The sequence below is a fragment of the Methylobacterium sp. J-043 genome, from assembly GCF_022829505.1.
GTDB lineage: Bacteria > Pseudomonadota > Alphaproteobacteria > Rhizobiales > Beijerinckiaceae > Methylobacterium > Methylobacterium extorquens_A.
The window spans coordinates 80845-101759 of sequence record NZ_JAKSYB010000034.1; the positions used below are offsets into that span (position 1 = coordinate 80845).

Consider the following 20915-nt stretch of genomic DNA (forward strand, 5'->3'; position numbering starts at 1 on the left):
CCTCAAATCTCGATCCGCCCGCTCCCCGGCGCACCGCCCGCATCGAGCGCCACGCTCTTCACGATGGCGAAGACCGGGCACCCCACCGTGAGTCCCAGGTCGCGCGCGGAGGCGCGGGTGAGGCGAGCGGCCAGCGTCGCCTCCCCGCAGGTCACCTCGACGAGGCAGGCCGTCCCCTCTTCCCTGAGGGACAGAACATGGCCCGGCAGGACGTTGCGGGCACTCAAGCCGTCCGGCCGGGCGAGCGCCAGCAGCACGTCGCGGGCGGGCACCCGCAGGTTGAGGCGGCGGCCCTGGGGCGCGTCGATCAGTGGCAGGTCGAGCGGGCCGGCGGGGCCGCTCAGGCGTGTCAGGCCGGCTTCCCGATCGTGGCGCTCGACCCGCATGGCGAGCACGCTGCCGGCTTCCGCGCCGTCGGGGATCAGGTCGGGCCGGCGCAGCACGGTATCGACCGGTCCGCTCGCCGCCACGCGGCCCCCTTCCAGCACCACCACGGTGGAGGCGAGCCGCGCCACTTCGGCCACCGAATGGCTGACATAGACGATGGGCAGGCCGGCCTCGTCGCGCAGCCGCTCGATATAGGGCAGGATCTCGCGCTTGCGGGCCTCGTCGAGGGCCGAGAGCGGCTCGTCCATCAGCAGCAGAAGCGGGCGCGCCAGCAGCGCCCGGCCGATCGCCACCCGCTGCCGCTCGCCCCCCGACAGGCCGGCGGGGCGCCGCTCCAGCAGCGGGCGGATGCCGAGCAGGTCCGCCACGGCATCGAGGCTCGGGCCCCCTGCCCCGCGGGAGAAGAGGCGGCCGAAGCGCAGGTTCTGCCGCACGCTGAGATGCGGCATCAGCCGCGCCTCCTGGAACACGCAGCCGATCCGCCGCCGATGCACCGGCACGCGGAGGCCGCGCTCCGTGTCGAGCAGCACCGTGCCGTCGATGGCGATGCGCCCGCGCTGCGGCTGGCTGAGCCCGGCGATCAGGTCGATCACCGTGGTCTTGCCCGAGCCCGAGCGCCCGAACAGGGCGGTGAGGCCGGCGCCCGCGGTGAAGGCGACATCGAGCGCGAAGCCTTCGCGGCGGAGGGAAACATCGACGGCGATGGTCATGCGGCCTCGGTCCGTACGGTCTCCTCGGCATCTCAGAAAAACCGATGCGGAGACAAGTGGCCCGATGCGCGCGCTGCCGCGTTGTCGGCGCAGGACCGAACAAAGGCAGGCGATGATCACCGTCCACCATCTGGAGAACAGCCGCTCGCAGCGGGTGCTGTGGCTGCTCGAAGAGCTGGGGCTCGACTACACCGTGAAGCGCTATGAGCGCGACCCCGCGACGATGCAGGCGCCGCGCGAACTTCGCGCCGTGCATCCGCTCGGCAAGTCGCCGGTGATCGCCGCGGACGGGCATGTGGTGGCGGAGACCGGCGCCATCGTCGAGTTCCTGACCGCCCGCGCCGACGGTGCCCTGGTGCCGCCGGCCGGCACGCCGGAGCGGGCGCGCTACACCTACTTCCTGCATTACGCGGAAGGTTCGGCGATGCCGCCGCTGCTGTTGAAGCTGATCTTCTCGCGGCTCGCGCCCGGCAGTCCCGCCCTGCTGCGCCCGCTGGTGCGGGCCATCGCGGGGAAGGTCACCGGCGGCTTCGTCGATCCGGAGCTGCGCCGCCACGCCGCCTACTGGGAGACTGAGCTGGCCGAGCGCCCGTATTTCTGCAGTGACGCCTTCACCGCCGCCGACATCATGATGAGTTTCCCCCTCGAAGCCTTTGCCGCCCGCGGGACCGGAGCCGGCCCGCAGCTGACGGACTGGCTGGCCCGCATCCACGCGCGGCCCGCCTACCGGCGGGCGCTGGAGCGGGGCGGGCCGTATGCCTATGCGTGAGGCGGGCGATGCGGGTGGGGTGCGGGCGCGATGGCCGAAGGGGGCCGCCGGTCTCGCGGGTCACCGCTTCGTCCGATGTCGGCAGGGCCATCCGTCGCCATGGAGGCCGGACGGCGCGGGAGCCGCCCATCTGTCGGCCGTGAGGCGGGAATCGGTTCGTCCCGAAGGGACGGTGGAGCCCGGGAAGCGGACCGCTCAACGAATGCGAATGGGAATCGAGACCTCGATCGCCTCCGGTCCGCAGTCTGGCAGGGGGGGAAGACGCAGTCCCACCGGAAAGACAAAAAGGACTTCCCTGTCGAACCAGGGCGACCTCGACCGCCGTTCGGTTTTGGAGGAAACCAGCCGACCACTCTTGTCGATCGTTATGCGGATGACAGTCGCAAGGTCGATGTGAGGGGCATAGACTCTCGATCGAACGAGCCTGACGGCAATTGGATAAAGGACTTTTTTGTAGTCCGATATTCCAGGATCGTCTTCTGTGCGGCAGCGAGACTTGGCATACGCATCGGCTGGGGCCGTCATCCATGCCAAAAGCATGATGGCGACGGCCATTCCTTTTGTCGGTGTCGGGGGGATGAGCATAACCGGTCGTGTCGCGGGGGTGGTTCGATCGGCTCGACACCGCCGTGATCCCCTGGATGGACGCGAACGGCCGAGCTTGAGCAAATTGATCCAAAAGTTGTGTTTTTGCAATATATAACTCGAGATTGCAGCGGTTGCCGGGCTATGGCCTGTGGCAACCGTAGATCCGTGCGTGACGGGCGGCGCGCCCCCGGATCCGGGAATGGGCGCTTACCGCCCTGCCCCGATCCGCCGGCTCATACGCCGCGCCAGCCCCTCGGATGCGACGAGCGCCAGCATCGAGACCGCGACCGAGACCAGGGTGAGGCGCAGCGCCCCCGCCTCCCCGCCCGGCACCTGGGTGAGCGTGTAGATCGCCGAAGGCAGGGTCTGGGTCTCGCCGGGGATGTTGGAGACGAAGGTGATGGTCGCGCCGAACTCGCCCATCGCCTTGGCAAAGGCGAGCACCGCGCCCGCCAGGATGCCGGGTAGGCTGAGCGGTAAGGTCACGCTGAGGAACACCAGGGGCGGCGCGGCGCCGAGCGTCGCCGCCGCCTGTTCCAGCCGGCGGTCCACCGCCTCGATCGACAGGCGCATCGCCCGCACCATCAGCGGCAGGCCCATCACCGCGCAGGCGAGCGCCGCGCCGGTCCAGCGGAACGAGAACACGATACCGATCTCGGCCAGCCACGCGCCGAAAAGCCCTCGCCGGCCGAAGGCGAGCAGCAGCAGGTAGCCCGTCACTACTGGCGGCAGGATCAGCGGCAGGTGGACGAGTCCGTCGAGCAGGGCGTGACCGGGGAAGCGTTTTCGCGCCAGCAGCCACGCCAGTGCCAAGCCGAGCGGGAGGCTCGCCAGTGTCGCGACGAGGGCGACGCGCAGGGACAGGAGGAGGGCCGTCGTCTCGTCGGGGCTGAGGCCGAGCCAGTCCGAGGGTCCGCTCACGGCGCCCTCCCCGGTGAGACGGGAGGGACGAGCGCGGTCATCCGCCGAGCCCCACCTTCACGATCCCGTCCTCAAAGTCCGGCGGCGGCCTTGAGGGCGGCGTTGATGCGGTCCTGCCAGCCGGGGCCGTCCTTCTGGTAGTGCTCCAGCACGGCCCGGTCGATGCGCAAGGACACCGTCTCGCGCGTGCCGGGAATGAGCGGAGCCTTCGGCGGGGCCGGCGCGGCCTCGGGGGCCTTCTTCGTCGTCACCGCCCGGAAAGCGGCCTCGGCCGCTTGGCGCGGGTCGCTCGGGCGGCGGGTGCGGTCGATGGCCATGTGGCTCAGGCCGTCGCTTTCTTGCGGCCGCGCTTGGGCGCGGGCGGGTTGGCGGCTCGCTCGGCGGCCTCCTCCGCCTCCTTGGCGAGCCGCAGGGCCCGAAGGCGCACGGTGCGCTCGTCCACGGCTTTGACCGCGGCCAGATGCTCGGCCATGGCCTGCTGCCCCTCGCGGGCCATGCGCTCGGATCGCTCCGCGCGCTCGGCGGCGCGGGTCTTGGCGTCGATATCGTCGCTCATGAAAGGTCTTTCGACGAGAATTCGCGCCGCGTGAAGTCCCGGCGGCGGCGCGCGGCGTCCCGACGCGGGAGAGATCGGGCGCGGGATGGCAAAGAACCCCGAGCAGGACCATCGAGGATTTCTCCTCGAGACTTAGCACGAAAGCACCGGCAATGACCAATTCAGCCGGGGTGGGACCGGTTTTCCCCCGCTCATCGCGCCGTTCGTGAGACAGGGGCCGGTCCGCTCGGTCCCGCGCCGTTCAATCCCGGTCCGCGCGCCGCAGGGACCAGTGCAGCACGCCCTGCGCATCGACGAGCCAGAGCGCGTTCGCCCGCTCGTCCTTGGTCGAGAGATCCTGCGTGTTGGCGAGCCGAACCGCTTCGCTCGGGCTGGCCGCCGTGATCGCCTCCTCGAACAGGGGCGGCCCGATCTGGCCGTCGGGTGCGCGGCAGGCGCCTCTGAGAACGAAAACCGGCATGCATCCCCCCATCGATGCGGCTTATCCCCGAACGGGCGGCCGGTCACCCATGCCGGCACTCAGGTGGCGGCCGGTTCGGTGCTCTGCCGGGCACGCAGGCGGGCGAGGGCCGCCGTGGCTTGGTGGGCCAGCGCTTCGAGGCGGGACACCGTCGTCGTGTCGAGCCAGACCATGGCGCACCAATACGCGCCGAGTGCGGCCACCGGCTCGGGCCCACCGATCGGGACCATCACGAGGCTTCGGATCGCCTTGTAGGTATAGGCGGCGGCCGGGATGCGGGGATCGCTGCCGACATCCAGGATGACGGCCGTCTCCCGGTTCTGCATCGCCCAGCCGGAGACGCAGAGGTCGAGCGGGAAGCGGCACCCCTTCCACAGCGGCTCGATCGCGTCCTCGGCCACGTAGGCGCAGGCGTCATCCTGCCGCAGCACGACGGCGATGCCATCGGAGCCGGCGATCCGACGGGCCGTTCGAGCCAGGACGTCGACGACGTCCTCCAAGGACTGAGTCGCGGCCATGAGCTCGGCGGTCCGCATCAGATGCGGGTCGGCCTGGGAGCGCTCATCTAACATGGGCTTAGGGTAGGGTGTTTGGGCCGATCCGTACAGGAGGCCTCTCCCCGCAGCGACGCGCGAGGGGCAAAAACGGGAGACGACGGCATGGTGATCACCGCCGCCGCGCCGCAGGAGCCGCTCGCCGCCGCTGCAGGTTACGCTCTGCCATTGCCGCTTCTGCCAGCGCCGCCCCATCGAGGCGGGGCCGGCGCCCGCTCAGCCGCGGATGAAGGCGAGGATGTCGGCATTGAGCCGGTCGGCGTTGACCGTGAGCATGCCGTGCGGAAGGCCCGGATAGGTCTTCAGCGTGCCGTTGCGCAGGAGCGTGATCGATTTGCGCGCCGCCGCGACGATCGGCACGATCTGGTCGTCCTCGCCGTGGAGCACCAGCGTCGGCACCGAGATCGCCCGCAGATCCTCGGTCTGGTCGGTCTCCGAGAACGCCTTGATGCCCTCGTAATGCGCCTTGGCCGAGCCCATCATGCCTTGCCGCCACCAGTTGCGGATCACGCCCTCCTGGACCGCCGCGCCGTCGCGGTTGAAGCCGTAGAACGGGCCGGCGGCGACATCGAGGAAGAACTGGGCGCGGTTGTCGGCCAGCGCCTTGCGGAACCCGTCGAAGACCGCGATCGGCAGCCCCTCCGGGTTGGCCTCGGTCTTCAGCATCAGCGGCGGCACGGCGCTCACCAGCACCGCCTTGGCCACGCGGCCCTGCGGCTCGCCGTGCCGGGCGACGTAGCGCGCGGCCTCGCCGCCACCGGTGGAATGGCCGATGTGGACGGTGTTCCTGAGATCGAGATGCTCGGCCACCGCCGCGGCGTCAGCGGCGTAATGGTCCATGTCATGGCCCTCGGAGACCTGCGCCGAGCGTCCGTGGCCGCGCCGGTCGTGGGCCACGACGCGAAAGCCTTGGCCCACGAAGAATAGCATCTGCGCGTCCCAGTCGTCGGACGAGAGCGGCCAGCCGTGGTGGAACAGGATCGGCTGCGCGTCCTTCGGCCCCCAGTCCTTGTAGAAGATCTCGGTGCCGTCCCCGGTGGTGATCGTCGCCATGCTCGCCTCTCCTCGCGATGTGGTGATCCGGAGCGGACTTCGGCTCCGGGTGTGGTTCGACGATGCGAGGATGATCCTGGGACGCGGATTTGAACATGAGAAACGATGGAAACCCATCGTTTCCAGAAGTGGTACTTTGCAGGGGACGCGGATGCCAACCGGCGGAGCCGGCGCGGCGCCGTGCGTCGATCGGGGTCGAACGAAAAAGCCCCGGCCCAGACGGGCCGAGGCTTCGCGTGTCAGCGCATCTCAGCGAAGGATCAGGGCTGAAGCACGCCGTTGATGACGTGGATCACCCCGTTCGATTGCATCACGTTGGCGACGGTGACGGTGGCGGTGTTGCCCTTGGCGTCCGTCACGAACACCTTCTTGCCCCGCGCCTGCACCGTGAGCGGCGCGCCCTGGACGGTCTTCAGGCTGGCTTCGCCGCCGCCCTGCTTGGCCAACGCCATCAGATCCTTGGCCGTGTAGGTGCCCGGCACGACGTGGTAGGTCAGGATCCCCGTCAGCGTCGCCTTGTTCTGCGGCTGCACCAGGGTCTCGACCGTGCCCGGCGGCAGCTTGGCGAAGGCGGCGTTGGTCGGCGCGAAGACGGTGAAGGGGCCGGGGCCGGAGAGCGTGTCGACGAGGCCCGCCGCCTTCACCGCCGCCACCAGCGTGGTGTGGTCCTTCGAGTTCACCGCGTTCTCGACGATGGTCTTCGAGGCGTACATCGGCGCGCCGCCGACCATCGGGTTCTTGGCGAGCGCCGCCGTCGGCGCGGCGGCGAGGCTGAGTGCGAGCGCAGCGCCAAGGGTCAGCGACTTGGTCAGCGATTTGGCAACCGAACTGCGGATACGGAACATGGTTTCCTCCTGTGCCCGTGCCCCGTCTTCTTCCGGGGATCACGCCGCCCATTACGGAGCCCGCGCGCGATCGGTTTCGCGCGATCGATTTTTTTTCGAACCGAAGTGTGAGAACTGCAGCCCGATGGCGAGACAGCCCTGGACCGTCGCCGACATCCCTTCGCAGGCCGGCCGCTGCGCCGTGGTGACGGGCGCGAGCGCCGGGCTCGGGTTCGAGACGGCGCGGGCGCTGGCCGGGGCGGGGGCTGCGGTGGTGCTGGCGGTGCGCGATCTCGAGAAGGGGGAGCGCGCCGCGGCGGCGATCCGGCGGGCGCATCCCGGCGCCGCGCTGTCACTGCGCCTCATCGACACCGCCTCGCTCGCCTCCGTGCGCGCCTTTGCGGCGGAATGGCCGGCGGAGTGGGCGATCGACCGGCTCGTGCTCAATGCCGGCATCGCCGCAGTGCCCCGGCGCGAGGCCAGCGTGGACGGGTTCGAGCGGCAACTCGCCACGAACTATCTCGGGCATTTCGCGCTGACCGGGCTGCTGCGGCCGGCCCTGAGCCCGGCGGCGCGGGTGGTGTCGGTGGCGAGCCTCGCCCATCGCAGCGGACGCATCCGGTTCGACGACCTGCACTGGCGCGAGACCTACGGGGCGCAACGCGCCTACCGGCAGAGCAAGCTCGCGCTCTTGATGTTCGCCCTCGAACTCGACCGGCGTCTGAAGGCGGCGGGATCGGGCATCGCCTCGCTCGCAGCGCATCCGGGGCTCGCCCTCACCGAGGTGTTCCGCCGGGGCGACCGGGCCGGCGCGGTCCAGCAGGCGGCGGGGCGGATCATCTTCTCGCTGATCGGCCAGCCGGCGGCGCAGGGCGCCCTGCCGATCCTCTACGCGGCCACCGCGCCGGAGGCGGAGCGCGGGGGCTATTACGGGCCGGACGGCATCTGGGAGGCCCGCGGCCACCCGAAGCCCGCCGCGATCGCCGCCCACGCCCTCGACCGCGCGGCGGCCGGGCGGCTCTGGGCGGTCTCGGAGACGCTGACGGGGGTGCGGTTCCCGTCGTGAGGGCCGCGTCGGGCTTGCGCCCGCTCGTCTCGCTTGATGCAGGCGGCGCTCGTCTTGGCGCCCGGACTGGCCGGAGCGGCCGCGCTCCTGCTGCTCCTTGCGGGCCGCCTGTCGCCACGGAAGTGTCGTTGAGGGGCCCGCCCTGGGTGGGAACCGGCGGTTCGGCTAGCAGAGACTGAACCGCCGCTTCGCGAGACTTGTCGAGGGCGTGCGGACCCGATTGCGACGTGGAGGCACGGATCGTCACCAGCCGGCGCACTCAGCGCTGGCGACCCGGCCCCGGGGCGAGGACCGATCAATGAATGCAGGTGCAGCGGTCGGCTGGAGGCGAGCGTAGTCCGTTGGGGTTACGACCACCCTCCGCAATCGACGTTGCGCGCGTTGGTGGTTCGTCTCAAGCTTTCATCGCTGGCTTTCGTCGTGCCGCCACGGCGGCATCGTCGCGCAGGCTGATCGTCAGCATTCTTGTAACCGTCAAAAGCCGCATTTGTTTTTGATGTGCGCAGGAAATATTGCTGATTCTACGGGTGTGGTAACAAAACTACGTATGAAATCACGGCCTGGGGCCGCATCGGGCCGACGTCTCTCGGTCTTCGATGGAACGCGCATTCTTTCGACGAACCGGCCGCCACTGCGTCGGAATGCGCTTGAGCAAAGTAACCTCGTGTCATGATGCATGAAGCGTCGGACTAAACGGAGAGTCTTGATGCGGATTTCGTGTGTCGGTGCGGGGCCTGCCGGATTGTACTTCGCGATCGTGATGAAGCGGCGCGACCCGAACCATGAGATCGTCGTTCACGAGCGAAACCCGGCGGGAACGACACATGGGTGGGGCGTCGTCTTCTGGGACGATCTTCTTGCCACCCTGCGGGCCAACGATCCGGACAGCGCGCAGGCGATCGCGGATGAGGCGGTGCCCTGGTCCGGGCAGGTGGTCGACGTCGAGGGGCAGCCGCCGCTTCACTCCGGAGGCGGGGGCTACGGCATCTGCCGTCGTCGCCTCCTGCAGATCCTCATCGAGCGGGCGCTCGCGCTCGGCGTCGACGTGCGGTTCGAGAGCGAGATCAGCGAGTTGGGTCAGCTCGCCGACGCCGACCTCATCGTGGCGGCAGACGGGGTCGCGAGTCAGCTGCGTCGGCATCGCGCGGATCAGTTCCGGCCGCAGATCGAAGCCGGCCGCAACAAGTACATCTGGCTCGCAACGACACAGCGATTCCCGTCCTTCACCTTCGGATTCGTTCCGAGCCGCGCCGGATGGGTCTGGTTTCACGCCTATTCCTTCAAGGAGGGAATGAGTACATTCATCGTGGAATGCGCGCCGGAGACGTGGAACGGGCTCGGACTCGGCACGATGCCCGCGGATGCCGAGCTGCGGGTGCTGGAAAGCCTCTTTGCCCAGCATCTCGACGGCCACGCACTGATCAGCCGCGATGGCCACGGCAACAGACTGCCATGGTTGAGCTTCCGCACGTTGGCCAACCGAACGTGGCACGCGGACAATGTGGTGCTGATCGGCGACGCCGCACACACGACCCATTTCACGATCGGTTCGGGGACGCGCCTCGCCATCGACGACGCGACCGCGCTCGCCTCGGCCTTGAGCGAGCACGACAGCCTTCCCCGCGCCCTGGACGCGTACGACCATCGACGCCGCCGCGCCCTCGCCCGCGTGCAACGGGATGCGCGCCTGAGTGCGGAATGGTTCGAGAACCTCCCACGCTACATCCGCTACAACGCACCCACCTTCTTGACGCTCCTGCTCGCAAGGCGCTCTCGCCTGCTGAAGCGGATGCCTGCAAGAACGTATCTGTATTTACGGGGGCGCTATACCAAATTGACCGGCCACGCGGCTTCACCTCTCGCGCGTCTCGGCGGACCCGCGCACCCATTCGGATCGAAAGCCGACCGCGGCATCTCCGGAGCCGAACCGGGAACGCCCCGCCGTTGACGCCGTCAGCGCCGGAGCGGGCCAGGGTCAAGACCCAATCAACTTGGCCGTATGAGGGGCCGCTTTCGACCCCTGGGCCGATCCGCGGACGGTCCCAGGCCGGGCCGGTCGGGCGCAGGCCGACGGCCGGGTTAGAGCGTCGTCCCGAAAGGTGACCACCGGCTTTCGGACAAGACGACGCCAAAACAAGAACCGAGAGCATCATCCCGAAAGCTGGCTGCTGGCTTTCGGAAGAAGATGATGCAAAAACAAAAGGCTAGAGCATCGTCCTGGATCCGATATCCGGGACGATGCTCTAGCTGGACTTTCCGTCCGCTTCCGTCACCCCTCGGTGCTTCAGCGGACGGTCGAGTGGTGATCGGGCGCCCGGGCGGGTTCGGGCGCCAGCGGATTGAGATCAGGCCGCCCGCACGGTGGCGAGGAAGCGGGCGACCTCCGCGCCGAGATGCTCGGACTGGCGCGACAGATCGGAGGCCGCCGACAGAACCTGGGCCGCCGCCGCCCCGGTCTCCTCCGACGCCTGGGCGACGCCGGCGATGTTGCTGGTCACCTCGTTGGTGCCTGTGGACGCCTGGGCGACGTTGCGCACGATCTCCTGCGTGGCCGCACCCTGCTGCTCCACCGCCGCAGAGATCGACGTCGAGACCGCATTGATGTCGCGGATTCGCGTGGCGATGGCGCCGATCGCCGCGACCGCCTGACCGGTCACGCCCTGGATCTCCCCGATCTGGCGGCTGATCTCCTCGGTCGCCTTGCCGGTCTGCTCGGCGAGCGCCTTGACCTCGGTCGCCACCACCGCGAAGCCGCGGCCGGCCGTGCCGGCACGCGCCGCCTCGATGGTGGCGTTGAGTGCGAGCAGGTTGGTCTGGCTGGCGATGTTGGAGATCAGGCCCACCATGTCGCCGATGCGGGACGAGGTGGCCTGCAGCGCCTGCACCAAGTGCACGGTCTGGCTGGCCTCGCCCACCGCGGACTGGGCGAGCTGGGTCGAGCCGGAGACCTGCCGGCCGATCTCCTGCACGGAGGTCCCGAGCTCCTCGGCGGCCGCCGCGACGGTGTTGACGTTGGTGGCGGCCTCTTCGGCGGCAGCGGCGACCGTGGTGGATTGCGAGGCGGTCTCGGTGGCGGTCGCCGTCATCTGCTGGGCGGTCGCCTGCAGCTCGGTGGCGGAGGACGAAACCAGTCTGATGATTCCGCCCACCGCCGCTTCGAAGCCGTCCGCCATCTGGCGCATGCCGGCCTTGCGCTGTTCCTCGGCGGCCATCCGCGCCTGGGCGGTCTCGGCTTCGAGCTGGCTCGTCCGGAGCGACACGTCGCGCGAGGCCTCCAGGGCGACGGCGATCGCACCGATCTCATTGGGCCGATCCGTGTAGGGGACCGGGGCCTGGAGGTCGCCGGCGGCGAGTTCCGTCATCCGGCGGATGAGGCGGTCGATGGGGCGGGTCACGCCGAAGGTCAGGTACAGGATCGCGCCGAGACCGAAAGCGAGCGCGACGGCGGAGAGAATCGTCGTCAGCCAGGTCGACCGCTGATAGGTCTGATCGGCATTGGCCGTGGCGTCGTCTCCACCCGCGATGTTCAGGGCGGTGCCGCGGTTGAGCGAATCCAGGGCCCCTTCGAAGGGCTTACGCGACGCCGTGAAGAGCTCGTTCAGGGCACCTTGATCCTTGGCGTGGGCCGCCGCGATCAGTTTCGTGCGATAGGTCAGGTAGGTATTCCACGCCTGTTCGTACTCGGTCCAGAGCGCCTTCTCCTGCTCGCTGGAGATCAGGGGCTTGTAGCGGGCCGCGTTGGTGACGACCTCGTCGAGCCGCTTGTCCGACACCTTGGTGAGTTCGCCGACAGGCTCAATGGCCGTGACGAAGCGCGCGTCGACGAGGCGCAGGCGGGTGATTTTGTACTTGAGTTCGCCAAGCTCCCGGACACTCGGCATCCAATTGCCCGACAAGTCGAGCGCATTGTTGTTCACCGATCGGAGCTGGACAAGTCCAAGGACCGCTTGGGCCAGAATGGCCAAAACGAGCACAGAAATGAAGCTCGTGAGAGCGTATTTGATCTTGAAGTTCATGGTACTCGTCCAGGTTGATCCCCAGATCTAATCCCATTAAAATGTAAAATATGTTAAATTGTGCGCCATCCAATCGCATTCGCGCAATGATCATTCTTGTAAGACAATGGGTATCGACGGATGGATGCTTGAAATACATTTTTGAGGAAAAATTTCTGCCTGGCTCTCGATCGAGCGATTTCACGGACAAAATTTCGTATTGATCGGAAATTGGATCTTTGCCGCGATTTGCTACGCTCGGACCAGTAAGGGTGTTCGGAGGGAAGGTCTTGAGCGATGCGATCCTATGACCATTTTCGGGGTGCCAATACGGAGGGCTGAGCGTCTCTGATGGGTCGGAGACGGAACGTCAGCTTACGGTTGCAGCACCAAAGCCCGCTCCCCGCCCTGAGCGGCTATTCCCAAGGTCAGCTGACTGGGTTTTGACCCGAACCTTCGACGCCTCACAATCGGGTCGGCAACGTCTCACCGTCCGACGCCGCCGGTGTCTCGCTTGGGCTCGCGTCTGCTGTTTCGCCCTGATCTGGCCAAGGCGGAAAGGGCATCCAGTCTGTGAAAGCGTCCGACGCGTAGCCGTAGTCGCACGAAACGACCCGCCAGGGCTCGTTGTCCCCGGAACTGACCGGATCCCAGCGAATGACGGCTCGGCGGTCCGGCTCGCGTCGGTTGATGGCAATGATCCAGCGGCCGTCACGGGGCGCCCGATCCATGATCCGCCAGCTCCACATCGCTCGATCCTCGGATCCTCAGACCTGGGGACCCTTAACGCTGGATCAGGTCAGACCGTTCGATGGGCTCGACTCAAATCCCTTCGTCGCGCGTCAGCCCGGCTGGCGCCGAAGCCGCATCCGACCTGATTGCATCGGGCCGGCGCATCTAGGTCCGTCCCACGGCCCCGTTCTACCGGGCGAGACAGGCCGGTCCGCGCCGCGCTTTTATGGGCACGCTCGTTCCCCGGCCATCGCCGAGACCGGCGCGGAACGCCATCCGCGCCGCCGTTGTTTCTCTCGCCAGCACTTGGGAGGAACGGCATGCGAATTCTTGCGACGGCGTTGGCGCTGACGGTCATGACGGGGCTCGGCGCGGGAGCCGCGGAAGCCAAGGGATGCATCAAGGGCGCGATCATCGGCGGTGTCGCCGGGCACTATCTGGCCGAGCGCGGCGTGGTCGGTGCCGTGGCCGGCTGTCTGGCTGGACGCGCCCTGGCGAACCGGCGGGCGCGGCGGGAGGTCGATTACGGCTCCCGGGTCCAGCCCCGCGGGGCGGGCTATGGCGGCGGGCAGGCCTATTCGGGCCGGAATGACCGGTACTGACGCATGAAAGGGGCGCCGTTCGGCGCCCCTTTCGGTTCCGGCCCTGGTGCGCCGGTATCGGCCGGGCGCGGGAGGCCCGGTTCTCGGGGCTCCTCAACGGGATAAGGGCGCCTTGCGGCGCCCTTTCCTCTGCAGTGGCCGTCGCCTGAGCGTCAGGCGCTCTTGCGGCGTCCCTTACCCTTCGCCTCGCTGGCCTCGGCCTCCTCCTCGGAGCCCTCGGTGTTGATCCGCTCGGCGATCTGCGAGAGCAGCGCGTCGGTCTTCTTCTCTTCCTGAAGGGTCTCGTCGAGCAACTTGGCGGCGTCCGCGTAGCCGAGCTGGCTCGCCCAGGTTTTGAGCGTGCCGTAGCGGGCGATCTCGTAATGCTCCATCGCCTGGGCGCAGGCTGCCAGCACCGCGTCGGCAGCCGGGCTGTCCTCGAAATCCTCCAGATCCTCCTCCATCTCGGAGGTCAGGCCCTGCATCGCCTCGCAGGTCTTGGCGCGGGCCGGCTTTCCGATGATCTCGAAAACCTGCTGCAGGCGCTCCACCTGGTTGGCGCTTTCCTCGGCATGGGTTTCGAACGCTTGGCGCAGTTCGTCATGTTCGGCCGCCTTGGCCGACTTCTTCAGCGCACGCACCGATTGCTTTTCCGCGTAATAGACGTCCTTCAACGTCTCGTAGAATGCATCGTGCAAGGTCTTTGGCTTGGTGGCCATTAGGTTTCGTCTCCCGATTTCTGAACGAGGGGGCCGGGGGAGTGATCTCACCGTCGGCCGACACCTTAAGAACGTGAGTTCAGGCGACAGGGTCCGAAAATTCTCTTGGGGGGAGGCCGTTAAATTCCGGGAACCGCGGCCGGTGGCGGCGGGGTTTCCGGGATTCGTCCGAAGGCCGGGCCCCATGCCCCGGCGCAGGGCTCGGCGCGGGCTACAGCCACTTCTTCCAGCGGAAGAACACGTAAGGCAGCACGGCGGCCACCACCATCATGCCGACGGCGGCGGGGTAGCCGAAATGCCAGTCGAGCTCCGGCATGGTCTTGAAGTTCATGCCGTAGATCGAGGCGATCAGGGTGGGGGGCATGAACACCACCGCCATGACCGAGAACAGCTTGATGATGTTGTTCTGCTCCAGGTTCACGAGGCCGAGCGTCGCGTCGAGCAGGAACTGGATCTTGGCCGAGATGAAGGTCGCGTGTTCCTCCAGCGATTGCAGGTCGCGCAGGGTGGAGCGCACGTCCTCGCGCAGCTCGCGGGGCGCTTTCGCCGTGCGGTAGGTCGCCGAGAGCGAGAGCAGGATGCGCTCCATCGAAACGAGGCTCTCGCGCTGCTTCGAAATCAGGTCGCCGTAGCGCCCGAGCGAGCGCAGCGTGTCCTGCAGCGCGTTGTTGCGCGAGGACGGGTCGCCCTTGTCCTCGAAGATCTTTCGCGACAGGCGGTCGATGCGCTCGCCCTGGAGCTGGAGCACGTCCGCCGCCCGGTCGATCACCGCCTCGATCAGCCCGGCCAGGATCGACTCGCCCGAGACCGAGCGCGACGGCCCGTTGCCGGTCGCCCGGCCGGCGCGCTGGGTGTACATCCGGAACGCCTGCGGCTCCTCGTAGCGCACGGTGATGAGCCGGTTGTCGCGCAGGATGAAGGTGATGCCGGCCAGGCCCGGCTCCTCGGAATCGCTGACGCGGGAGAGCACGCGCCCCGTCATGTAGCGGGCGCCGGCCTCGACGTAGAGCAGCTCGGAAGGCTCGATGTCCTTCATCTCCTCGCGGCTCGGCACGGTGATGCCGAGGAAGGATTCGACCTTCACCTCCTCCTCCCGCGTCGGGCGCACGAGGTCGAGCCAGACCGTGTCCTCGGAGATCGGCTCCTGCAGTTCGAGGTAGCGGCGCTCCAGCACCGTCTGGGAGCCGCCCGCGACGGGCTTGTGGGTGAAGATCAACGGATGTGACCTGTGGGATGAGGCTTCAGTCGAGGGCCCCGGGCGGGGCGACGCTTGTGTCCGGCACGAAGAAGTCGGGCGCAAGCGGGACGCCTGCTGTGACGCGGTATTTTGAAAAGTCCGTGACGCCTTCCTCGGCGAGAACCGTGTCGTCGATGAGGAAGTGCCCGGTAAAGCCCTTGGCTTCCCGCAGGAACACGGCGTGCGCGGCATCCGCCACGATCTCGGGCCGGCGGCTCGCCTGCATCAGGGCGTCGCCGCCGAGCAGGTTCTGCACGGCCGCCGTGGCGATGGTGGTGCGCGGCCACAGGGCGTTGACGGCGATGCCCCGGCCCCGGAGTTCCCCGGCGAGCCCCAGCACGCAGAGCGACATGCCGAACTTGGCCATCGAGTAGGCTAGATGCGGCGCGAACCACCGCTCCGCCATGTCGAGCGGCGGCGACAGCATCAGGATGTGCGGGTTCTCCGCCCGCTCCAGATGGGGAATCGCGTACTTGCTCACCATGTAGGTGCCGCGCGTGTTGATCTGATGCATCAGGTCGAAGCGCTTCATCTCGGTCTTCGGCGTGTTCGACAGCGAGATCGCGCTCGCGTTGTTGACCACGATGTCGATCCCGCCGAACGTTTTCGCGGTCTGGTCGAGGGCGTCCTTCACCGCCGCCTCGTCGCGCACATCCACCGTCAGCGGCAGCGCCCTGCCCCCGGCCCGCTCGATCTCTTGCGCCGCCGTGAAGATCGTCCCCTCCAGCTTCGGATGCGCCTGCGCGGTCTTGGCCGCGATGGCCACGTTGGCGCCGTCGCGGGCGGCGCGCAGGCCGATGGCAAGCCCGATGCCCCGTGAGGCGCCGGTGATGAACAGCGTCTTTCCGGCCAGGCTCATGCGTCGTCCTCTGCGATCCGGAAGCGCTCCGGCTGGCGGCCGTCGGCGTCGGTGAAGCCGTAGGCGCGGGCGAGATCCCCGACATGGACCGTCCGCCCCGCCCGGTCCAGCACCGACGGGTCGGCGGCGAGCGCCGCGAGCGCCCGGCCGGCATAGAGCGGGCTCTCAGTGGCGAGCGCCTCCTGCCCCAGATCGCGCACCCGCTCCGTGGCGACGAAGCCCGGCGAGAGGCCGAGCGCGCAGACGCCGTGAGGGCGCAGCTCGGCGGCGCAGGCGAAGGCGAGCCGGTTCGTCGCCGCCTTGGCCATGTCGTAGTAGATGTCGCCGAGATAGGTCTCGGTGCCGAACGAGACGAAGGCGATCAGCCCGGCGCGCGCCGCGACCATGGCCGGCGCCACGGCGCGGGCCAGCAGCAGCCCCGGATACGGCCCCGTCCCCAGAAAGTGCGAGAACGGCTCGGCCGAGCGGCGCCAGAACGGCGTGCCCCAGGCGGCGCCGTCGGGGTAGCGCGCGCCGTCATAGCCCTCGTTGCCGCCCCAGACGCTTGCGGCCGCGACATCGATCCGCCCGAACCGGCGCAAGCACCAGTGCACGAGTTCGTCCACCGCCCGCTCGCTCGTGTGGTCGCACAGGTAATGGTGCCCCTCCCCGCCCGCCGCATCGACCTCGCGGGCGGTGTCCTCGATCGCTTCCGGGCGCGTCTCGGTGCGCCGCCCGGTTTCGGAGGAGCGCGCGGTGACGATCACCGTGGCGCCCGCCTCCCCCAGCCCGCGGGCGAGCCCGCGCCCGACCCCGCGCGAGGCCCCGGCCACGAGGCAGACCTTTCCCCGCAGATCCGGCGGCACGCTCACGCCTTGCCGGAGAGGAAGCGGGCGAGCCGCGCTTGCGTCTCCGGATCGCGCAGGCCCGCCTCGAACGCCTCCGCCTCCGCCTCGATCGCCGCCTCGACCAACCCCTGATCGCCGCGCATCAGCGCGCGGGTCGCCTGCACCGCCCGGCGCGGCAGGGCGGCCAGCCGCGCGGCTTGGGCCAGCGCGTGCGCCTCCAGCGCGTCGGAGGGCAGTTCGGCGTTGGCGAGCCCGAGCGCCACGGCGGCCGCGCCGTCGAACGGCTCGCCGAGCAGCAGCAGCGCCGAGGCGCGGGCGAGCCCGATCCGGCGCGGCAGCAGGTGGCTCGCGGCGGCCTCCGGCACCACGCCGAGTTCCACGAACGGCATGCGGAAGCGCGCCTGCGGCCCGACATAGACGAGGTCGCAATGCAGCGTCAGCGTCGTGCCGACGCCGATGGCGAGCCCGTCCACCGCCGCGACAAGCGGCGTGCGGGTGCGGGCGAGCTGCCGGATGAAGCGCAGGGCCGGCATCTCGGAAAACGAATCGCGCGGCGCCGTGCCGGCGGCGAAGAAATCGGCCAGATCGTTGCCGGCGGTGAAGGCGCCGGGCCCCCCGGCAAACACCACCGCCCCGATGTTTTGGGACGCGTCGTCGGCGCCCATGAGCGCCGCAGTGGCGGCGTCGTACATCGCCCCGGTCAGCGCGTTCTTCTTGGCCGGGCGGTTCCAGCGGATCAGGCGGACGCCGCCGGACACGTCCTCGATGGTGATGGCTTCGCTCATCCGCCCTCGCCCCCCGCGCCGATCCCGAGAGCCGCCTCCGACCCGATGGCCTCGGGCCGGCGTCTCCCGGTCTTTGTGTCACCGCGCTGTCTCTCGCCGAACCGGCCGCCGCTTCGTCGAAAGAGCGCTTCTTTGGGGGACGCCGCGTGCCTCACGAAACGCCCGGTCTCCCGCACGGCCCGCTCGGGCGTTTGACCGCGCGGCGGGCGTGTCCCGAAAAGCCTTCGGCCCCCGCCCCACCCTTCTCCCTGCGGCGACGCTTTGTCGAGGGGCCATCGGCGCGGTATTTTTGGGAGGTGCGAAGCGGGCGGGCCCGGTGTCGCCCCCGCGAAACCGGGCGGTCCGCGCGTCGGATGACGGGCTATGGGGTCCCTCTCCGCGCTCACGATCCTCGCCGGTCTCGCCGACGCGATCCCGCCGGGACCGAACGCGCCGCTGTCGAAGTCGCTCGGCCTGCCGGTGACGGCGGCCCTCCTGACCCGGCTGCTCAGCACCGCCGCCCTGCCCGTGGGCGGCCTCGCCCTGGGCAAACTCGCAATGCCCACCGGCCCGCAACTCCGGCAGGTGCCGGGGTGGGCGTGGCTCGGCAGGTTTTTGCGTGTTCTGCTGATCCTAGCCCAGCTCTACGCCTCCCCCGCCATCGGCGCGGCGACCTTTTGGGGGGCATCGTCACCGTGGGCGTGCTCGCCTCGCTCGTGCTCGGCCAATTTGGCTGGATCGGGTTTCAGGTGCACCCGGCGAGCGTTTGGCGCGTCGCCGGAGCGGCGCTGATGGTGATTGGGGGTGGGTTAGTGGCAATCTTTTAATTTATATTTTTGATTTTCATCATTTAACAGATAATATAAGGATATATCATTCTGTTGCTTCAAATGTATCAATATCAATTATTAATAGATCGAGACGCTAGAAGTAGCCGGTCGAGTTCAGTGTCGATCGGCAGTATCCCGTCAAGAATTTCTCTCAGAACATTATATTCATCTTTAGGGTCGACTGCCTTTTTTATGTGCCCCTTTCCACTAGTATGAGCCGTGGCTCCTCGAGCCTCACCGAAACTGCTCATTTTTTGCATAAATAATGGATCGCAGAGAGACATATCATAGCCAAGAGGTATAAGCATATCGATAATATTTTGCTCCTTTACGCCGTGATTTTCTTTATGTACACGATGATAAAAACCAGACACACATCTGGTAAGTCGGTCATCAATAAGTAATTTTGCGGACCAGTCTTTTGCTTTATGCCGATCTGGAGGTTCTAGCGTAGGTGGGGGTCGGCTTGTTTCGATTCCACTGAAGCCTAGAAGGTGAAATGTTACAACCGAAACAAATTTATGATCTTTCCACGACTTTAGTGCGGTCGTCGCTATCTCAATTGCCCGGTCTTCAAAGTAAGTTTCTACTTCGGCGTGAGAGAGAACGCGAAATGACAAGGCTCGAGTTGTGACTCGAAGAGGGTCTTTGTAGGTGCCCGTTGGATCGAACCTACTGGGTAGCAAGAGACGCTTGAGCTCTTTGATTCGTTCTGCAAGCTCGAGATAACGCGTTGACGGCATTCACCTAAATCCATCAAATCCGATGCTCGCGCTTCCATCTGCTCGCTCTATGAGCATGGGTACGTTGAATCTAATCCCAAGCACACGCCGGAGGCCCAATCCCCATAACGATAAACGAGCAAATGTGTGGGGAATGCCTGCCGTATCGCTTTCTATAGCTTCGCTAAATCGATCATCCCTCACTAATTCCGCATAAAGTACCTTTATTTGTTCCGGATGCGCAGTCATTGAATTGCGAATTTCGCTGTCCGCCGCATAAAACACGAGAGCATCAAAAATTGCTCGGTTGAATGATTTTGACCCTGGTTTCCGAGCTATGTCATCAACCCCAAATATTTCGATCAAAGCATCAACTGCTGAATTAAATGCATTAAGATCATCCTGGACGCGGGGCTGGCTGTTTGCCCATGTGTCAGTGAGTTGTTGACATACGCTGTCTAGAAATTCTTTCATTCGACCCCCGTAGGTTGGGAGATAATTTCGGAATCCTAGAAAGCGAACGAGAAGCTCAACATCTCTCATGCGGGGATCAGGTGATGTTCTTCCAAGGAGCCTCTGTGTGTGCACCGAGGCTAACGCTGTATCATCGATGAATTCAGAAAATGGCCCCGGCACCATGGCTTGGCGGAGCTCTTGTGGAGATAATTTGACGCTACCAGTATTTAGGCGCAGAAAAACTATATGCAGAAAATTTGTGCTAGGCCAATTGCGAATCACAACAGTTCGAATAGTATTGTTCAAGAATGCATTTATATCATCGCGGCGATTTGGGTCATCCTTGATAGCTGTATATGATTTTCGGTTGAGGTCTGCCCTAACTTCCAGGCCACTCAATCGAAATCCGTTTCTTGCCCCTTCGGCGCGTCCCGTAAACTGAAGCAATGATAGGAGCCTTTGCTTTCCGTCGAGAACGATAAATTGGCCTTTTTTACCCTTCTTTTCAGCAAGTACAATTTGGGGAATAGGGAACCCGAGAATTATGCTTTCGATGAAGCGGCTTTTTCCACCTGGCGACCATGCATCGCGCCGTTGGAAACGAGGATTCATCTCAATATTCGAGTTAGTCATTTGTGAAATGACCGTTTCCACGGTCCAATCGGATGAATATAGGACTGCCTCCGAGAAGGCTGCAGTATCCTCAGTCGCGAGTGCAGTGTCTTCTTCGTCAACAAACTCGAGTTCGTTATCAGCCATGTTCCATGATTTCCCGAGTAAAATCGCTATAGATGCTTTGTCTTAACCTTGGATAATTATAGTAACACATCTATAGAATGGTATGCCTAATGGGGTTATCCGGTAAAAATAACAGCTATAAATCAATATTATGCCGCGGACACTTGGAGCGATCCGTTTAGAAGAAGGGCTAAATGCTTCCGCAAACGGCATCCGTAGCTGGCCGCTGACGTGCTTCGGTTTGGGTCTCTGAAGCATGAATGCTTCCTACAGTCTGGCGCAAGTCCAAATTCGCGAACCGAGCCGGAAAAATCACTTGACGTAATAGACAAATAATCCTACAACCCCTGCCACTCGCCTCCCAGACCAACCGGGGGAGCTTTTCCGGTGACCGGCCGGCGAGGCTCGTTGGGAGGTGGGGCGGTTCCCGCGTCGGTGGCCCGGTCGCCATCGCCTCGGGCGCTGTGCGCGACACAACGCCGTCTCGGGATGGGGCCATAGGCCGGTCTCGGGTTGGCGCCCAGGAACAACCGGAGCCGGGCCCAATACGAGGTCCGGTGCGGACGA

Annotated in this window: 22 protein-coding genes and 1 pseudogene; 6 read left to right on the forward strand and 17 right to left on the reverse strand. The window is 66.3% G+C overall.

The window, feature by feature from the left end; translation table 11 throughout:
- Positions 1-2: 2 nt before the first annotated feature.
- The gene (modC, locus tag MKK50_RS07055; RefSeq protein ID WP_499021353.1) at positions 3-1097 is read right to left on the reverse strand and encodes a molybdenum ABC transporter ATP-binding protein; all 1095 of its coding nucleotides are present in this window, start codon (positions 1095-1097) and stop codon (positions 3-5) included.
- A 112-nt stretch (positions 1098-1209) separates the two neighbouring features.
- On the opposite strand from modC, the gene MKK50_RS07060 reads away from it, so the two are divergent.
- The gene (locus MKK50_RS07060) at positions 1210-1866 is read left to right on the forward strand and encodes a glutathione S-transferase (protein ID WP_499021355.1); all 657 of its coding nucleotides are present in this window, start codon (positions 1210-1212) and stop codon (positions 1864-1866) included.
- Positions 1867-2061: 195 nt separating this feature from the next.
- Here the strand turns inward: MKK50_RS07060 and MKK50_RS07065 are convergent, their stop codons facing one another.
- The 8 genes from MKK50_RS07065 to MKK50_RS07100 form a co-directional block, all read right to left on the reverse strand.
- Complete coding sequence (locus MKK50_RS07065) at positions 2062-2421, reverse strand: energy transducer TonB family protein (protein WP_499021356.1); 360 nt, start codon at positions 2419-2421, stop codon at positions 2062-2064.
- Positions 2422-2661: 240 nt separating this feature from the next.
- Complete coding sequence (gene modB, locus MKK50_RS07070) at positions 2662-3375, reverse strand: molybdate ABC transporter permease subunit (protein WP_499021358.1); 714 nt, start codon at positions 3373-3375, stop codon at positions 2662-2664.
- A gap of 71 nt (positions 3376-3446) precedes the next feature.
- Positions 3447-3692 (reverse strand): BrnA antitoxin family protein, encoded by a 246-nt coding sequence (locus MKK50_RS07075; RefSeq protein WP_253370492.1) that lies wholly within the window; start codon positions 3690-3692, stop codon positions 3447-3449.
- A 5-nt stretch (positions 3693-3697) separates the two neighbouring features.
- Complete coding sequence (locus tag MKK50_RS07080; protein WP_253370494.1) at positions 3698-3931, reverse strand: hypothetical protein; 234 nt, start codon at positions 3929-3931, stop codon at positions 3698-3700.
- Positions 3932-4172: 241 nt separating this feature from the next.
- On the reverse strand, positions 4173-4391 hold the full coding sequence (locus MKK50_RS07085) for a hypothetical protein (RefSeq protein WP_253370496.1): 219 nt from the start codon (positions 4389-4391) through the stop codon (positions 4173-4175).
- 59 nt (positions 4392-4450) lie between these two features.
- Positions 4451-4963 (reverse strand): GAF domain-containing protein, encoded by a 513-nt coding sequence (locus tag MKK50_RS07090; RefSeq protein ID WP_499021360.1) that lies wholly within the window; start codon positions 4961-4963, stop codon positions 4451-4453.
- 198 nt (positions 4964-5161) lie between these two features.
- Positions 5162-5998, reverse strand: coding sequence for an alpha/beta fold hydrolase (locus MKK50_RS07095; protein WP_499021361.1), 837 nt, complete (start codon positions 5996-5998; stop codon positions 5162-5164).
- 260 nt (positions 5999-6258) lie between these two features.
- Positions 6259-6843: a fasciclin domain-containing protein gene (locus MKK50_RS07100; protein WP_499021362.1), complete on the reverse strand. Its 585-nt coding sequence runs from the start codon at positions 6841-6843 to the stop codon at positions 6259-6261.
- A gap of 124 nt (positions 6844-6967) precedes the next feature.
- Here MKK50_RS07100 and MKK50_RS07105 point away from each other — a divergent pair, with 124 nt between their 5' ends.
- Complete coding sequence (locus MKK50_RS07105; RefSeq protein WP_499021364.1) at positions 6968-7888, forward strand: oxidoreductase; 921 nt, start codon at positions 6968-6970, stop codon at positions 7886-7888.
- Between the two features lie 742 nt (positions 7889-8630).
- Entirely contained in the window at positions 8631-9836 is a 1206-nt protein-coding gene (locus MKK50_RS07110) for an FAD-dependent monooxygenase (protein WP_499021366.1), read from the forward strand.
- A 397-nt stretch (positions 9837-10233) separates the two neighbouring features.
- Here MKK50_RS07110 and MKK50_RS07115 read toward each other — a convergent pair whose 3' ends face one another.
- Positions 10234-11904 carry a methyl-accepting chemotaxis protein gene (locus MKK50_RS07115; RefSeq protein WP_499021367.1) on the reverse strand — a complete coding sequence of 557 codons (1671 nt, stop codon included), beginning with the start codon at positions 11902-11904 and terminating at the stop codon, positions 10234-10236.
- A gap of 1031 nt (positions 11905-12935) precedes the next feature.
- On the opposite strand from MKK50_RS07115, the gene MKK50_RS07120 reads away from it, so the two are divergent.
- Positions 12936-13217 carry a hypothetical protein gene (locus MKK50_RS07120; protein ID WP_253370508.1) on the forward strand — a complete coding sequence of 94 codons (282 nt, stop codon included), beginning with the start codon at positions 12936-12938 and terminating at the stop codon, positions 13215-13217.
- Between the two features lie 152 nt (positions 13218-13369).
- Here the strand turns inward: MKK50_RS07120 and MKK50_RS07125 are convergent, their stop codons facing one another.
- From MKK50_RS07125 to MKK50_RS07145, 5 genes are all read right to left on the reverse strand, one after another.
- A complete protein-coding gene (locus tag MKK50_RS07125; RefSeq protein WP_499021369.1) occupies positions 13370-13915 on the reverse strand; it encodes a YciE/YciF ferroxidase family protein in 546 nt (181 codons plus the stop codon).
- A 211-nt stretch (positions 13916-14126) separates the two neighbouring features.
- Complete coding sequence (locus tag MKK50_RS07130) at positions 14127-15131, reverse strand: magnesium transporter CorA family protein (RefSeq protein WP_253370512.1); 1005 nt, start codon at positions 15129-15131, stop codon at positions 14127-14129.
- Positions 15132-15156: 25 nt separating this feature from the next.
- The gene (locus MKK50_RS07135) at positions 15157-16011 is read right to left on the reverse strand and encodes an SDR family oxidoreductase (RefSeq protein ID WP_499021371.1); all 855 of its coding nucleotides are present in this window, start codon (positions 16009-16011) and stop codon (positions 15157-15159) included.
- The gene (locus MKK50_RS07140) at positions 16008-16856 is read right to left on the reverse strand and encodes an SDR family NAD(P)-dependent oxidoreductase (RefSeq protein WP_499021372.1); all 849 of its coding nucleotides are present in this window, start codon (positions 16854-16856) and stop codon (positions 16008-16010) included. The genes MKK50_RS07135 and MKK50_RS07140 overlap by 4 nt, the downstream gene beginning before the upstream one ends.
- 2 nt (positions 16857-16858) lie before the next feature.
- A complete protein-coding gene (locus MKK50_RS07145; protein ID WP_499021374.1) occupies positions 16859-17623 on the reverse strand; it encodes an enoyl-CoA hydratase-related protein in 765 nt (254 codons plus the stop codon).
- Positions 17624-17986: 363 nt separating this feature from the next.
- Here MKK50_RS07145 and MKK50_RS07150 point away from each other — a divergent pair.
- Positions 17987-18223 (forward strand): annotated as a pseudogene (locus tag MKK50_RS07150) (DMT family transporter); the annotation flags it as partial.
- Positions 18224-18318: 95 nt separating this feature from the next.
- Positions 18319-18429 carry a hypothetical protein gene (locus tag MKK50_RS07155; protein WP_499021377.1) on the forward strand — a complete coding sequence of 37 codons (111 nt, stop codon included), beginning with the start codon at positions 18319-18321 and terminating at the stop codon, positions 18427-18429.
- 74 nt (positions 18430-18503) lie between these two features.
- Here the strand turns inward: MKK50_RS07155 and MKK50_RS07160 are convergent, their stop codons facing one another.
- Both MKK50_RS07160 and MKK50_RS07165 read right to left on the reverse strand, forming a co-directional pair.
- A complete protein-coding gene (locus MKK50_RS07160; RefSeq protein WP_499021379.1) occupies positions 18504-19175 on the reverse strand; it encodes a hypothetical protein in 672 nt (223 codons plus the stop codon).
- Positions 19176-20369, reverse strand: coding sequence for a GmrSD restriction endonuclease domain-containing protein (locus MKK50_RS07165; RefSeq protein ID WP_499021381.1), 1194 nt, complete (start codon positions 20367-20369; stop codon positions 19176-19178).
- Positions 20370-20915 lie beyond the last annotated feature (546 nt).

Coding starts and splice junctions, on each gene's coding strand:
- MKK50_RS07135 (WP_499021371.1), bottom strand. CDS start 16,011: ATGAGCCTGGCCGGAAAGACGCTGTTCATCACCGGCGCCTCACGGGGC.
- MKK50_RS07080 (WP_253370494.1), bottom strand. CDS start 3,931: ATGAGCGACGATATCGACGCCAAGACCCGCGCCGCCGAGCGCGCGGAG.
- MKK50_RS07125 (WP_499021369.1), bottom strand. CDS start 13,915: ATGGCCACCAAGCCAAAGACCTTGCACGATGCATTCTACGAGACGTTG.
- MKK50_RS07060 (WP_499021355.1), top strand. CDS start 1,210: ATGATCACCGTCCACCATCTGGAGAACAGCCGCTCGCAGCGGGTGCTG.
- MKK50_RS07100 (WP_499021362.1), bottom strand. CDS start 6,843: ATGTTCCGTATCCGCAGTTCGGTTGCCAAATCGCTGACCAAGTCGCTG.
- MKK50_RS07165 (WP_499021381.1), bottom strand. CDS start 20,369: ATGGCTGATAACGAACTCGAGTTTGTTGACGAAGAAGACACTGCACTC.
- MKK50_RS07105 (WP_499021364.1), top strand. CDS start 6,968: ATGGCGAGACAGCCCTGGACCGTCGCCGACATCCCTTCGCAGGCCGGC.
- MKK50_RS07160 (WP_499021379.1), bottom strand. CDS start 19,175: ATGCCGTCAACGCGTTATCTCGAGCTTGCAGAACGAATCAAAGAGCTC.
- MKK50_RS07120 (WP_253370508.1), top strand. CDS start 12,936: ATGCGAATTCTTGCGACGGCGTTGGCGCTGACGGTCATGACGGGGCTC.
- modC (WP_499021353.1), bottom strand. CDS start 1,097: ATGACCATCGCCGTCGATGTTTCCCTCCGCCGCGAAGGCTTCGCGCTC.
- MKK50_RS07085 (WP_253370496.1), bottom strand. CDS start 4,391: ATGCCGGTTTTCGTTCTCAGAGGCGCCTGCCGCGCACCCGACGGCCAG.
- MKK50_RS07075 (WP_253370492.1), bottom strand. CDS start 3,692: ATGGCCATCGACCGCACCCGCCGCCCGAGCGACCCGCGCCAAGCGGCC.
- MKK50_RS07065 (WP_499021356.1), bottom strand. CDS start 2,421: ATGGCCGTCGCCATCATGCTTTTGGCATGGATGACGGCCCCAGCCGAT.
- MKK50_RS07095 (WP_499021361.1), bottom strand. CDS start 5,998: ATGGCGACGATCACCACCGGGGACGGCACCGAGATCTTCTACAAGGAC.
- MKK50_RS07090 (WP_499021360.1), bottom strand. CDS start 4,963: ATGTTAGATGAGCGCTCCCAGGCCGACCCGCATCTGATGCGGACCGCC.
- MKK50_RS07145 (WP_499021374.1), bottom strand. CDS start 17,623: ATGAGCGAAGCCATCACCATCGAGGACGTGTCCGGCGGCGTCCGCCTG.
- MKK50_RS07115 (WP_499021367.1), bottom strand. CDS start 11,904: ATGAACTTCAAGATCAAATACGCTCTCACGAGCTTCATTTCTGTGCTC.